Origin of the sequence: Luteimonas campi (assembly GCF_051162505.1) — a bacterium.
Taxonomy (GTDB): Bacteria; Pseudomonadota; Gammaproteobacteria; order Xanthomonadales; family Xanthomonadaceae; genus Luteimonas.
Genome location: NZ_JBNWEM010000002.1, coordinates 441,095 through 454,044 on the forward strand (window position 1 = coordinate 441,095; position 12,950 = coordinate 454,044).

General features: G+C 70.2%; 10 protein-coding genes. 7 read left to right on the top strand and 3 right to left on the bottom strand.

The features are described 5' to 3' along the window. Nucleotides 1-57 precede the first annotated feature (57 nt). The gene (locus ACQYVW_RS07000; RefSeq protein ID WP_434946480.1) at nt 58-753 is read left to right on the top strand and encodes a VIT1/CCC1 transporter family protein; all 696 of its coding nucleotides are present in this window, start codon (nt 58-60) and stop codon (nt 751-753) included. Nucleotides 754-783: 30 nt separating this feature from the next. Here the strand turns inward: ACQYVW_RS07000 and yihA are convergent, their stop codons facing one another. Then, nucleotides 784-1,401 (bottom strand): ribosome biogenesis GTP-binding protein YihA/YsxC, encoded by a 618-nt coding sequence (gene yihA / locus ACQYVW_RS07005; protein ID WP_434946481.1) that lies wholly within the window; start codon nt 1,399-1,401, stop codon nt 784-786. A 160-nt stretch (nt 1,402-1,561) separates the two neighbouring features. Here yihA and ACQYVW_RS07010 point away from each other — a divergent pair, with 160 nt between their 5' ends. The 4 genes from ACQYVW_RS07010 (at nt 1,562) to ACQYVW_RS07025 (ending at nt 4,804) form a co-directional block, all read left to right on the top strand. After that, entirely contained in the window at nt 1,562-2,449 is an 888-nt protein-coding gene (locus ACQYVW_RS07010; RefSeq protein WP_434946482.1) for a c-type cytochrome, read from the top strand. 40 nt (nt 2,450-2,489) lie between these two features. Next, nucleotides 2,490-3,122: a thiol:disulfide interchange protein DsbA/DsbL gene (locus ACQYVW_RS07015; protein WP_434946483.1), complete on the top strand. Its 633-nt coding sequence runs from the start codon at nt 2,490-2,492 to the stop codon at nt 3,120-3,122. A 61-nt stretch (nt 3,123-3,183) separates the two neighbouring features. Then, nucleotides 3,184-4,032 (top strand): thiol:disulfide interchange protein DsbA/DsbL, encoded by an 849-nt coding sequence (locus ACQYVW_RS07020; RefSeq protein WP_434946484.1) that lies wholly within the window; start codon nt 3,184-3,186, stop codon nt 4,030-4,032. 13 nt (nt 4,033-4,045) lie between these two features. Further along, a complete protein-coding gene (locus ACQYVW_RS07025) occupies nt 4,046-4,804 on the top strand; it encodes an endonuclease/exonuclease/phosphatase family protein (RefSeq protein ID WP_434934395.1) in 759 nt (252 codons plus the stop codon). A gap of 111 nt (nt 4,805-4,915) precedes the next feature. Here ACQYVW_RS07025 and ACQYVW_RS07030 read toward each other — a convergent pair whose 3' ends face one another. Then, a complete protein-coding gene (locus tag ACQYVW_RS07030) occupies nt 4,916-7,837 on the bottom strand; it encodes a TonB-dependent receptor plug domain-containing protein (protein ID WP_434934396.1) in 2,922 nt (973 codons plus the stop codon). Nucleotides 7,838-8,064: 227 nt separating this feature from the next. On the opposite strand from ACQYVW_RS07030, the gene plsB reads away from it, so the two are divergent. Both plsB and ACQYVW_RS07040 read left to right on the top strand, forming a co-directional pair. After that, nucleotides 8,065-10,704 carry a glycerol-3-phosphate 1-O-acyltransferase PlsB gene (plsB, locus tag ACQYVW_RS07035; RefSeq protein ID WP_434934397.1) on the top strand — a complete coding sequence of 880 codons (2,640 nt, stop codon included), beginning with the start codon at nt 8,065-8,067 and terminating at the stop codon, nt 10,702-10,704. After that, nucleotides 10,701-11,447 carry a response regulator transcription factor gene (locus tag ACQYVW_RS07040; RefSeq protein ID WP_434934398.1) on the top strand — a complete coding sequence of 249 codons (747 nt, stop codon included), beginning with the start codon at nt 10,701-10,703 and terminating at the stop codon, nt 11,445-11,447. The genes plsB and ACQYVW_RS07040 overlap by 4 nt, the downstream gene beginning before the upstream one ends. Before the next feature lie 6 nt (nt 11,448-11,453). On the opposite strand, the gene ACQYVW_RS07045 is transcribed toward ACQYVW_RS07040, so the two are convergent. Further along, nucleotides 11,454-12,782 carry a sensor histidine kinase gene (locus ACQYVW_RS07045; protein WP_434946485.1) on the bottom strand — a complete coding sequence of 443 codons (1,329 nt, stop codon included), beginning with the start codon at nt 12,780-12,782 and terminating at the stop codon, nt 11,454-11,456. Between the last annotated feature and the right edge of the window lie 168 nt (nt 12,783-12,950).

A 12,950-nucleotide genomic window follows, 5' to 3' on the forward strand; every position in this document is an offset into this window, starting at 1 on the left:
CGTCCCACCGCGAGGCGGTCGGCCAGAATGGCGGTTCCGCATTCGCCGCAGGCCGCGATGACCAGTCGCCACCCCGAACGCCATCGCAGCCACCGCGCCGGCTGGCTGCGCGCCGCCGTGCTCGGCGCCAACGACGGCATCGTCTCGGTGTCCGGCGTGGTGGTCGGCATTGCTGCGGCAGGCGCGCCGCACCAGACCGTGCTGGTCACCGGCCTGGCCGCCACCGTGGCGGGTGCGATCTCGATGGCCGCGGGCGAGTACGTCTCGGTGCAGTCGCAGGCCGACACCGAGGCGGCGGACCTCGCGGTCGAACGCCGCGAGCTGCACGAGGAACCGGAGGCCGAACTGGCCGAGCTGGCCGCGATCTACCGCCGCCGCGGGCTCGAGCCGGCGCTGGCCCGGACCGTGGCCGAGCAGCTCACCCGGCACGACGCCCTGGCCGCGCATGCGCGCGACGAGCTGGGCATCACCGACGCCCTGCGCGCGCGGCCGCTGCAGGCGGCCCTGTCCTCGTCGGCGGCCCTCTGCGCGGGCGCGGCCCTGCCGGTGCTGGCCGCCTTGGCGGCGCCGGCGACGCGGGTCGAACCGGTGGTGGCCCTGGCCACCGTGGTGGGGCTGCTTCTGTCCGGCGGCAGCGCGGCCCGGCTCGGCGGCGCGCCGGCCCTGCGCGGCGCGCTGCGGGCCGGCTTCTGGGGCGTGCTGGCCATGCTGGCCGCCTCGGGCATCGGCCAGCTGTTCGACATCGGCGCCTGAGGGCGCCCGGGCCGGCAGGGGGCGGCGCGCTCAGCGCGCGCCCGGCAGCTCCAGCCAGCCCGCGACCACCGACCGCAGCTCCTCGACCCCGGCCTTGGTCTCGCCGGAGAAGGCCTGCACGCCGATGCTGTCGCCATAGCTGGCCGACAGCTGGCGGCGCACCGCCTGCACGGTATTGCCGGCGGCGCCGCGCGAAAGCTTGTCGGCCTTGGTCAGCAGCGCGTGCGCCGGCAGGCCGCGGCGCATCGCATAGCCCAGCATCTGCAGGTCGTAGTCTTTGAGCGGGTGACGGATGTCCATCACCACCACCAGCCCGCGTAGGGCGAACCGGTCCTGGAACCACTGGTCGATGAAGGCCTGCCAGTGCTCGCGCAGGGCCATCGGCACCTTGGCGTAGCCATAGCCGGGCAGGTCGACCAGGTACTTGTTCTCGTGTGGCGGCAGGCCGAAATAGACCAGCTGCTGGGTGCGGCCGGGCGTCTTGGATACCCGCGCCAGCGCGTTCTGCTGGCACAAGGCATTGAGCGCGCTGGACTTGCCGGCGTTGGAGCGGCCGGCGAAGGCGACCTCGGCGCCGCCGTCGGGGGGCAGCTGTCTGGGGGTGTGGGCGGCGAGCAGGTAGCTGGCGCGCGCGAACGGATTGGACATCGGAAACCTGAGGCTCGGGGCCGGCATAGCTTCTCACGGGCACCGCCGCGGGGCGTCGCGGGCAGCGAACGGTTTGACCGTCCGCGCGGCGCACCGCGATAATCGCGGACCTTGCGGCCGGGGCAGCCCCGTCCGCGATCCATGATTTCGGAGTCCTGCAATGCGCCACGTCCGCGCCATCGGTGTCGCCGGCCTTGCCGCCCTCGTGGTCGGCGCCGTCGCGTTCGCCCAGTCCACCGTCGCGCCGCTGGAGGAGAATCCCCCGGTCGAGGTCTCGTCGCTGGACGCCAGCGCGCTGGCCGCGCTCAAGCAGACCCGCGCCGGCGATGCGGAGAACGGCGCGACCCTGGCCGGCACCTGCGCCGCCTGCCACGGCCTGGACGGCAATCCACCCGACGGCCTGCCCTATCCGCGCATCGCCGGGCAGAGCGAGCGCTACATCGCCCAACAGCTGGCCCTGTTCAAGAGCGGCGAGCGCAACACCGGCCTGGCCGCGGCGATGATCCCCTTCGCCACCCCGCTCAGCCCGCAGGACATGCGCGACCTGGGTGCCTTCTTCGCCACCAAGAGCCCGGGCGCCGGCATCGCCGACGACGGCCTGGTGGAGGGCGGCGCCTACGACGGCAAGAAGTTCTACGAGATCGGCCAGCAGCTGTACCGCAGCGGCGATGCCGCCCGCGGCATTCCGGCCTGCATGGCCTGCCATGGCCCCGCCGGCCAGGGCAACCCGGGTCCGGCCTATCCGGCCGTCGCCGGCCAGGAAGCGGCCTACGTCGACCGCCGCCTGCAGGAATACCGCAGCGGCGAGACCAGCCTGGGCGACCGCCACCAGTTCGACATCATGGCCGAGATCGCCGCGCCGCTGACCGACCAGGAGATCCAGGCCCTGGCCAGCTACCTGCAGGGCCTGCACCAACGTCCCGACGCGGCCACCCTGGCCGCGATCGAGGCCGCCGGCCCGGCCGCACCCGCCGCAGCGCCGGCCGCACCGGCCGCCGAACCGGCCGAGAGCACCGAGCCGGCCGACGCTGCCGACGCACAGGGCTGAGGCCGGTCCCGGACCTGCCCTGAGCGCCGGCGGATCCACCATGCGCGCCCGCCTGTTCGCCCTGTGCCTGCTCTGGCTGCTGCCCCTGGCCGCGCTGGCCCAGGGGCTGCCGCCGGGGATGGGCGTGCACTACATCCCGATCGCCGACGGCGAGCGCTGGCGCGCCGAGCCCGGCACGATCGAGGTGGTCGAGGTGTTCGCCTACACCTGCGGCCACTGCGACCAGTTCCACCCGATGCTCACGGCCTGGAAGCGCGGCGCCGGCGACGACGTGCGCCTGCACTACGTGCCGGCGGTCTGGTCGCCGGGCGACGCCTACGCGCGCGGCTACTTCGCCCTGGAGGCGCTGGGCCGCGTGGCCGAGTTCCACTCCCGCCTGTTCGACGCCGTCCATCGCGAAGGCAGCCTGCCGGCGCGCGGCGCGACGCTGCAGGAAGTCGCGACGTTCCTGGCCGCGCAGGGGCTCGATGCCGCGCAGGTGCGGGCCGCGCTGGGGTCGGCGGCGACTGACGAGAAGATGAATGCGGCGAAGGACTTCGCGGTCCGGGCCGGGGTTCGCGGCACGCCGACCCTCATCATCAACGGCAAGTATCTCGTGCAGGGGCCCTCGCTGCAGGACACGCTGCGGATCGCCGACGCGCTGATCGCCGCCGAACGCGCCGCCGCACGCTGATCCCGCCGGCCTCACGGCGCCCGCTGTACGCTCCGCTCCGCTACGACACAGGAATCCGTCGATGAAGCTTCGTGCCCTTTCCCGCCTCGTCCTGGCGCCCGCCGCCCTTGCGCTGCTGCTCGCCGCCTGCCAGCCGTCCGAGCCCGCCGCCATGCCGGCGTCGTCCGGGACACCGGCGGCCGAGGCGCCGGCTGCCGCCCCGGCCGAGGCCGTCGGCGACGAACCCGCCCTGGATCCTTCCGCGCCGGCCGACCCGGGTGCCGCGCCGCAGGACGGCGCCCCGGTGCCGGCCGCGGGCGATGCCGCGGCGACGCCCGCCGCGACCACGCCGGCCGCCACCTTCGCCACCCAGGGCGAGCACTACGAGCTGATCCAGGGCGGCCAGCCGTTCGAGCCGCTGGACGGCAAGATCGAGGTGGTCGAAGTCTTCAACTACGTCTGCCCGGCCTGCGCCATGTTCCAGCCGCTGGTGAACAACTGGAAGGCGCGCCTGCCGGCCGACGTGCGCTTCACCTACGTGCCGGCGCCGTTCGGCGGCAACTGGGACGCCTACGTGCGCGCCTACTACGCGGCCGAAGCCATGGGCATCGCCGACCAGGCCCACGACGGCATCTTCCAGGCCATCCACGTCGAGCGCTCGCTCAAGGGCGAGCGCGGCACCGATTCGCCCGAGGACCTGGCGCGCGCCTACGCCAAGTTCGGCGCCGACCCGGCGCAGTTCGCCAGCACCATGGCCAGCTTCACGGTGAACGCCAAGTTCGGCCGCGCCAAGCAGTACATCGCCCAGCAGCGCGCCAACTCCACGCCGATGATGATCGTCAACGGCCGCTACCGCGTCACCGGCCGCAACTTCGACGAAGTGCTGCAGAACACCGATCGCGTGATCGCGCAGGTGCGGGCCGGCGGCTGATGTCCGAACGCGCATGTCCACGCAACGGCTGAAGCTGCTCAGCGCGAACATCCAGGCAGGCTCCAGCACCCGGCGCTACAGCGACTACGCCACGCGCAGTTGGTCGCATGTGCTGCCCGTGGGCAAGCGCACCTCGCTGGACGCCATCGCGCGACTGGCCGGCGAACACGACATCGTCGGCCTGCAGGAAAGCGATCCGGGCAGCTGGCGCTCGGGCTTCACCAACCAGACCCACTACCTGGCCGAGCGCGCCGGCTTCGACTACTGGACCCACCAGCCCAACCGGCGGGTGGGCAACGTGGCATCGAGCGCCAACGGCCTGCTCAGCCGGCTGGAGCCGGTGGAAGTGGTGCACCACCCGCTGCCCGGCCGCATCGCCGGGCGCGGCGTGCTGATGGGGCACTTCGGCAACGGCGCCGCGGGCCTGACCGTGGCCGTGGCCCACCTCTCGCTCGGCGCGCAGTCGCGCCAGATGCAGCTCGACTTCATCGCCGAGCTGCTGCACGACTTCCCCAACGCGGTGCTGATGGGCGACTTCAACTGCGTGGTCGACTGCCCCGAGATGGGCAACCTGTTCCGCAAGACCCGCCTGCAGCCGCCAGGCTGCACCGTGCATACCTTCCCCAGCTGGAAGCCGCAGCGCGCGATCGACCACATCCTGGTCACCGACACGCTGCGCTGCGAGGGCATGCGCGCGGTGCCGGCGGCCTTCTCCGACCACCTCGCGCTGTCGGTGAACCTCGAGGTGCCCGAGGGCGCGCTGCTGCGCTGACGGCCGCGGCGGAGGGTCCGCCGCGACCGCCAGCCGCACAAGCGCTACGTCATCGCGTCGGCCGGGCAACGGGCCAACGGACCCGTTGCCACGCGGCGCACGCCCGGGCCTTCAGAACCCGAAGCCCACCCGCGCGTACCAGAACTGCCCCGGCAGGTCGTAGGTCGACGCGTCGTAGCCGTTGAGCGAACAGCTCAGGCAGATCGGCGGATCCTTGCCGAACACGTTGTTGACGCCCAGCGTGAAGCGCAGGTCCTTCATCCAGGCGTCGGTGCCCCAGGACAGCTGCGCGTCGTGGTAGGTGGTGGCGCCGAGGTCGTTGCGGTCGCCGGCGCTGTCATCGCAGATGTCGAAGCCGTTGGCACCGGCGCAGGACTCGCGCAGGCGATCGATATAGCGCGCCGTCCAGGCCGCCTGCCAGCCACCGCCACCGCGCCATACCGCCGACAGGGTCGAGCTGCGGTTGGGGATCGCACTGTTGTTGATTTCCACGCCAGGCGCACGCGGTTCGGCTTGGCCGGCCTCGTTGACCAGCTCGTAGCGGGTCACCCAGGTGGTCTTCCATGCGAACGCCAGCTGCCCCCAGGCCTGCTCGGGCAGGCGCCAGTCGGCGCTGAAGTCCCAGCCGTCGGTGCGGATCGTGCCGACATTGCCCAGGATGTTGTCGAAGCGGACGATCTGGCCACGCTCGTTGCGCTCGTAGAACCCGCACGAGACCGGATCGCGCGTGGCGATGCAGCGGTCGAGGATGGTCTGCGCATCCAGCGCCTGGATCGCACCGTCGATGGTGTGGCGGTAGAAGGTCACGCCCAGGTCGAGCCGGTCCGACCATGTCGTCGCATCGGCGAACGAGGGGCTCCAGACCGAACCCAGCATCAGGCTGCGGCTGGTTTCCGGCTGCAGCTGTTCGTTGCCCGAGGTGACCACGGAGATCTGCGGGTTGGACTGCTCGTAGTCGGCCGGCACGCCCTCGGCCACGCATTGAGGCGTGGTCGCCGCGGGACGGTTGCAGGGATCGACGAGGGTCGCGTCGAAGCGGCTGAGCGTGCCGTAGAGTTCGCCGATCGACGGCGCACGGAAACCTTCCGCGAACGAACCGCGCAGCAGGAACTCGTCGGTCACCTGCCAGCGCAGGCCGACCTTGCCGGTATTGGTGCCGCCGAAGTTGGAGTAGTCCGACCAGCGTCCGGCCAGGCTGAGGTCGAGGCTCTTGCCGAGCCAGCCGTCCTTCACCAGCGGCACCAGGAACTCGGCGTAGGCCTCACGCACATCGTATTCGCCGCGGCTCGGTCCCGATGGCACGCCGTTGTACTCGCCGGCGACGGTCAGCGGGTCGGGCTGGTACTCGCCCTGGTACTCGCGGTATTCCACACCCGCGGCGAACGAGATCGGTCCGGCCCAGCCATCGAACAGGTCGCCGGTGACATTGGCCGAGGCCAGGCTGATCGTGTTGCTGCTGCGGTCGCGCACCACCGGCTGGATCCAGGCCAGCATCGCCGGCGTGATCGTGCCCGGCCCGCCGAACAGGTCGAGATCGACGCAGCCGGCGATGGCGGCGCAGGCGGCCGCGCCGCTGAGCGCCTCGTTGATCCGACGGATGTTGTAGCTGCCGTAGTTGCTCTGCTCGGCCGTGCTCTCGCTGCGCATCAGGTTCACGTCCCAGTTCCAGGCCCGTGCGCCGACGTCGAACATGCCGTTGAGCCCGCCCGAGGCATACCAGGTTTCCACTTCCTGCTCGAAGCGGCGCGGACCGCCCTCGACCGGCCGACGGCCGAGCAGGAACAGGTTGGGGCTGTCGCCCATCGTGGTCAGGTCGAAGCCGAACGGGTTGTAGGGATTGGTGGCCGAGATGACCAGCCTGGTTTCCGCCCACTCGTTGTAGACACCGGCGTCGGTACCCAGGAAGAACGGCTCGGGCGCGGCCTGGTTGGCCGACTCGCGCTCGTTGTACAGCACCCGCACGTAGCCGCCGAACGTCGGACTGAAGTCGAACTGCACCTGGCCGAACACCGACTTGCGCTCGGAAGGCGTGAGCAGCAGGTTGTAGGGCGCGAAGTTGAAGCGGTCGGCGGTACCGAAGCAGTGGAAATCGTCTGCGCGCACCACGCCGGTGGGATTGCCGTCGTCGTCGCGGCAGGCCTGCTGGCCGGTCAGGTAGGTCGGCGCGCTCGCGCCGGTGTTGGGCGTGATGTCGTAGACGATGCCGGTGCCGGGATCCTCGAACAGGAAACGCCCGTGCGTCGTCGCTGAGCTGCCGTTGGACAGGCCAGTGCCCGGCACGGGCACGCTGGCCGGGGTGTATTCGAGCGAGGAGATCTCCTTCTGCTTGAAGTATGAGGCGCCGAAGAACCAGCGCGCGCGTTCGCTGCTGCCGCCCCAGCCCAGGTCCGCGCCCCAGGTCTCGCCGCCGGCCAGGTCGAAATAGTCTCCGTAGTGCAACTGCACGCTGGCGCCGTCGACATCCTTGCGGGTGATGATGTTGACCACGCCTGCGATGGCGTCGGACCCGTAGATCGAGGACGCGCCATCCTCGAGCACTTCGATGCGCTCGATGATCGACAGCGGGATGGTGTTGAGATCGACCGAAGAGCCCACGCCGGAAGCGGAGGATTCGTTGACCCAGCGCATGCCGTCGACCAGCACCAGCACGCGCTTGGCGCCGAGATGGCGCAGATCGACCGTGGCCGCGCCCGCGCCGACGCCGCCGCCATCGGGCGGGAAGCCGAAGTTGCCCGAGGAATTGAACTTGGTGTTGAGCGCGGCGCCGCTGGCGGTGAGGTTCTGCACCACCTCGGCGACCGAGGTGAAGCCGCTGCGGTCGATGTCTTCCCGGCTGAGCACCTGCACCGGGACCTGGGTTTCGAGTTCGGCGCGGCGGATGCGCGAGCCGGTGACCTGGACGGTGTCGAGGGTGCGGGCACCCGTGTCGGCCTGGGACGCAGGCGCCTGCTGGGCGAGCGCGGCGGGAGTGAGGATCGTAAGCAGCAGGCCACGGCGCACGGCGGCACCGAGGCGATCGGGAAGCGGCAACATCGGGTCTCTCCTTGAAAGTGATGCAGCGGGGGATCCAACACGCGCGCCCCCTCGCGCGTTCGCCTGTTTGTAAACAACTTGTAAAGCCGCGCAAGCCTGCCCGTTGCCACACAGTGAAGGAGGTCACGGTTTTCCCCTGCCTTGGCGAAATCCATTCAGCCCACCTTGACGTCGCTGACCGGCCGCCCCTGGCCGGCCGACCTCCCGGCTTGGGCATAATGCGAGGGATGCCCAGCCAACCCACCCTCTTCGAGGCCGAGCCACCCGCCGGCCAAGGCGGCGCGCCGCGCGACGACCGGCCCCCCTCCGATCCGGACGGCCGCGGTCCGCCGCCACCGCGCGTGGTCGCGATGCGCAGCGGCCGGCCATGGTGGGCGAAGCTGGCGGGCCGGGTGCTGCAGCCCTGGATCGACCTGAAGCTCGAACCGCAGGCGCCGCCCGAACTGGTCGACGCACGGCCGGTCTGCTATGTGCTCGAGGACTACGGGCTGTCGAACGCCCTGATCCTGGATCGCGCCTGCCGCGAGACCGGCATGCCGTCCCCGCTGCGGCCGTTGCCGGGCGATCCGCTGGGCCGCAAGCGCGCCTACGTGGCGCTGTCCCGCCGCAACATGGGCGGTGCGCTGGCGCTGGCCACCGGCCAGTCGGCGCCGAAGAAGACCCATTCCGAATCGCTGGCGCGCCTGCTCGAGGCGCATCGCGCAGACCCTGCGCTGGACGTGCAGCTGGTGCCTGTCTCGATCTTCGTGGGCCGCTCGCCGGACAAGGCGTCGGGCTGGTTCTCGGTGCTGTTCTCGGAGAACTGGGCGATCGTCGGCCGCTTCCGGCGGCTGCTGGCGATCCTGCTCAACGGCCGCGACACCCTGGTGCAGTTCGCCGCGCCGGTGAGCATCCGCGACCTGCTGGCCGAGGACCTGCCGCCGGAACGCAGCGTGCGCAAGCTCTCGCGCGTGCTGCGCACCCACTTCAACCGCCTGCGCGAGGCGATCATCGGGCCGGACCTGTCCACGCGCCGCCTGCTGATCGACAAGGTGCTGTCCTCGCAGCCGGTGAAGGACGCGATCGCCGACCAGGCGCGGCGCGACAGCAGCTCGCCCGAGGACGCGTGGAAGAAGGCCCACGCCATGGCCTACGAGATCGCCGCCGACTACTCGCACCCGGTGGTGCGCTCGGCCTCGTTCCTGCTGACCTCGGTGTGGAACCGGATCTACCGCGGCGTGCTGGTGCACCACCTCGACAGCCTGAAGGCGGCCGCGCCCGGGCACGAGGTGATCTACGTGCCCAGCCACCGCAGCCACATGGACTACCTGCTCCTGTCCTACCTGCTCTACACCAAGGGCATCGTGCCGCCGCACATCGTGGCCGGCATCAACCTCAACCTGCCGGTGATCGGCCCGATCCTGCGCCGCGGCGGTGCGTTCTTCATCCGCCGCTCGATCCGCGGCTCGGCGCTGTATTCGGCGGTGCTGGCCGAGTACGTGGCGCAGCTGATCGCGGGCGGCTATTCGATCGAATACTTCATCGAGGGCGGCCGTTCGCGCACCGGCCGGCTGCTGCAGCCCAAGGGCGGCATGATCTCGATGACCCTGCGCGCCTACCTGCGACAGCCCTCCCGCCCGGTGCTGTTCCAGCCGGTGTACATCGGCTACGAAAAGCTGATGGAAGGCGGCAGCTACCTGGACGAGCTGTCCGGCAAGCCCAAGGAAAAGGAATCGATCTGGACGCTGCTGTGGAGCATCCCCAAGGTGCTGCGGCAGAACTACGGCCAGGTGGTGGTGAACTTCGGCGAGCCGATTCCGCTGGCCGAACTGCTGGCCGAACACGCCACTGACTGGGATGGGCGCCCGCTCTCGGACGAGGACAAGCCCGACTGGCTGTCCGATACCGTGGACGCGGCCGCGCAGCGCATCCAGGTCAACATCAACCGCGCCGCGGACGTCAATCCGATCAACCTGCTGGCGCTGGCGCTGCTGTCCACGCCCAAGCACACCATGGGCGAGGCCGACCTGCTGGCGCAGATCGCACTGTCCAAGACCCTGCTGGCCGAAGTGCCCTACTCCGACCGCGTGACGGTGACCCCGCACTCGCCGCGCGAGATCGTGGCGCATGGCGAGGAGATCGGCGTGCTGCGCCGCATCGCGCACCCGCTCGGCGACGTGTTCAGCGTGGGCGACGAGGACGCGGTGCTGCTGAGCTACTTCCGCAACAACGTGCTGCACCTGTTCACCGCATCGGCCTGGATCGCCTGCTGCTTCCAGCACAACCGGCGCATGGCGCGCGACACGCTGATGCGGATCGGGCGGGCGGTGTATCCCTTCCTGCAGGGCGAGTTGTTCCTGGCCTGGGACGAGCACGGCTTCGCCGAACGCATCGACCGCACCATCGACGTGTTCATCCGCGAGGGGCTGCTGCAGCAGGTCAGCGACGACGACGGCGGCATCCTGGCGCGCAACGCCGGGCAGTCGGACGAGGTGTTCCGCCTGCGCGCGATCGGACATCCGCTGCAGCAGGCGTTCGAGCGTTACTACATCGCCATCTCGGTGCTGGCCAAGAACGGCCCGGGCACGCTCGGCGCGGGCGAACTGGAGAGCCTGTGCCAGCTCGCCGCGCAGCGCCTGAGCCTGCTGTATGCGCCTGCGGCGCCGGAGTTCTTCGACAAGAGCCTGTTCCGCGGCTTCATCCAGAAGCTGCGCGAACTGGGCCTGGTCAAGCTCGACCAGAACAGCAAGCTGGTGTTCGACCAGCGCCTGGAGACCTGGGCGCGCGACGCCAAGATCATCCTCGGCCGCGAGCTGCGGCACACCATCGAGAAGGTGAGTCCCGAGGCGGCCGGGCCTGCCGTCGCCGTCCACAATCCGGCGCCGTGACGCCGGCAGGTTCCGACAACCCCTCGATCCCACCCGCATTGCGGGTGGCCGTCGTCGAGGACGACAAGGAGCTGCGCGAAGCGATCCTGCTACCCGCACTCCATGGCGCCGGCTTCGAGGCCGTCGGCTTCTGCCGCACCCTGGATCTCTACCGAGAGTGGACGCGCGCGCCCTTCGATCTGGTATTGCTCGATGTCGGGCTGCCGGACGATGACGGGGTCGAGGTGGCCAGACACCTGCGCACCCTGTCGGACGTGGTGGGCATCGTGATCTATTCGGGGCACGGCCGCCCGGCCGATCGCATGCGCGGCCTGCGCGCCGGCGCAGATGTCTACCTCGCCAAGCCCATGGGCGTCGACGAGATCGTGCAATCCCTGCGCAATCTGGGCAGACGGGTAATCGTTGCCGAAACGGCGCCCGGCAACGGAACCGCCGGATGGTCTCTGGTCCAGGACGGATGGACACTGGAGGCCCCAACCGGCCGATTGGTCGCGCTGAGCCGTAACGAGCGCGAAGTAATGGATCTGCTCACCCGATGCACAGGCCAGGTCGTGTCGCGCGAAGCCCTGGTGGAGCGCCTGGCCGAGGATGCGAGCGCATTCGACCCGCATCGACTCGAGATGCTCGTGTATCGGCTGCGGCGTAAATGCGAAGCGGCCGGCGAGGCGCTGGCGCTGGCGACCGTCAGGGGCGTGGGTTACCGTCTGGACTCCACGCCTCCCCGACGTCGGACGTCGGCGTAGCCCGCCCTACTCCGCCAACGGCAGCGTGAGGACGAAGACGGTTCCGCCTGCGGCAGGCGGGACGGTGCAGGACAGCGACCCGCCCCAGGACTCCGCCAGATCCTGACTGACGGCCAGCCCAAGGCCGGTGCCGTGGCCCAGCGGCTTGGTGGTGAAAAACGGCTGGAACACGTACGGGCGGGCCGCCTCGGGAATACCGGGACCGGTATCGCTCAGGCGCAGTTCCAGCCGCTTCGCGCTCCGGTCGACGTCCGCGCTGATGGCGAACTCGCCCCCGTCCGGCATCGCATCCAGGGCATTGGCGGCGATATTGAGCAGCACCAGGGCGAACTGGTCGCGATCCACGCGGATCGGCAGCGGACCCGTCGCAAGCTGCAGCCGGAACACGATCGAGGGGCCAAGCGTCTGGCGCAGCATCGGCGCAATCGCCTGCAGAGCTTCGACCGCGTCCAATGTCTCGATCAGCGGGGTATCGGCACGGGCGAAATGCATCAGCTTGCCGACCTGCGCATGCGCGCGGCGCGTGGCCGAACGCACCCCCTCCAGCGCGGCTGCCCGCTCCTGCTGCGCGCCCGCCCGCTGGGCCTGGCAGGCATAACCGTCGATGAGGGTCAGCAGGTGTCCGAAATCGTGCGCGAGACCGCTGGCCATGCGCCCGACAGCTTCCATCTTCTGTGCGTGCAGCAGTTGCGCCTGCGCCTGCTCGCGGGCGGCCATCTCGGCCTGCAGGCGCGCGTTCGCCTGCTCCAGCTGCACACCGCGCAACACAGCGTCATCCAGGCTCTCGCGTAACGCCGCCACGCTGCGGTCGATGACCAGGGCGATGATGAGGAACATGATCGAGCGGATCACGGCGTCGCCCAGATAGGCGTCGAGATCGGCCTGCTCCAGACGCGCCTCGGCGAATGCACCCAGCAACAGTGCAAGGGCAAGCGCCCCGAACATGGCCCACAGCGCGCGCCGGCCGATCATCATTCCGGCAATGAACAGCCACAGGAGCTGGACCGGCATCTCGAACATGTGCGCGGCCAGCCCGTTGGCTGCGTGCGACGCGATCGTCAGCAACGCCACGATCGCCATCAGCTGGCGGATAGCGCGCTGGAACCGCTTGCGCCGGATCAGCAGGACCGACCATAGCGCCAGCGCGCTGATCAGCAGGCTGATCAGGAGGCTGAGCGTCTCGCCGGGCCGCCATGCAATGTCGGTGCCGAAAATGCGGTAGAGCCACAGCAGCGGCGGCGCCGTGCCCAGTGCCAGCAGCGCCAGCTGGAGGATCGGGGCGTTGCGGCGATCCACCGGATCGATGATCCCGGGAACATGCAGCCAACGGGTCATCCTCCATGAGGTGAGATTCGGTGAGGAACGCGGGATTGATTGCATCTGGTCAGGACCTCAGAGTGGCGCAGCGAGCTGTCCGGGCCGTGTGGTTCGTGCAGCAGGGGGCGCATGCCCGGCCGGGAATCTACTGCTTGTGGAAGGATCGCCCGCTGATCATACGGTCAG

Excerpts from the sequence above, each read along its gene's own strand:
- ACQYVW_RS07000 (WP_434946480.1), top strand. The coding sequence starts at position 58 with ATGACCAGTCGCCACCCCGAACGCCATCGCAGCCACCGCGCCGGCTGG.
- yihA (WP_434946481.1), bottom strand. The coding sequence starts at position 1,401 with ATGTCCAATCCGTTCGCGCGCGCCAGCTACCTGCTCGCCGCCCACACC.
- ACQYVW_RS07010 (WP_434946482.1), top strand. The coding sequence starts at position 1,562 with ATGCGCCACGTCCGCGCCATCGGTGTCGCCGGCCTTGCCGCCCTCGTG.
- ACQYVW_RS07015 (WP_434946483.1), top strand. The coding sequence starts at position 2,490 with ATGCGCGCCCGCCTGTTCGCCCTGTGCCTGCTCTGGCTGCTGCCCCTG.
- ACQYVW_RS07020 (WP_434946484.1), top strand. The coding sequence starts at position 3,184 with ATGAAGCTTCGTGCCCTTTCCCGCCTCGTCCTGGCGCCCGCCGCCCTT.
- ACQYVW_RS07025 (WP_434934395.1), top strand. The coding sequence starts at position 4,046 with ATGTCCACGCAACGGCTGAAGCTGCTCAGCGCGAACATCCAGGCAGGC.
- ACQYVW_RS07030 (WP_434934396.1), bottom strand. The coding sequence starts at position 7,837 with ATGTTGCCGCTTCCCGATCGCCTCGGTGCCGCCGTGCGCCGTGGCCTG.
- plsB (WP_434934397.1), top strand. The coding sequence starts at position 8,065 with ATGCCCAGCCAACCCACCCTCTTCGAGGCCGAGCCACCCGCCGGCCAA.
- ACQYVW_RS07045 (WP_434946485.1), bottom strand. The coding sequence starts at position 12,782 with ATGACCCGTTGGCTGCATGTTCCCGGGATCATCGATCCGGTGGATCGC.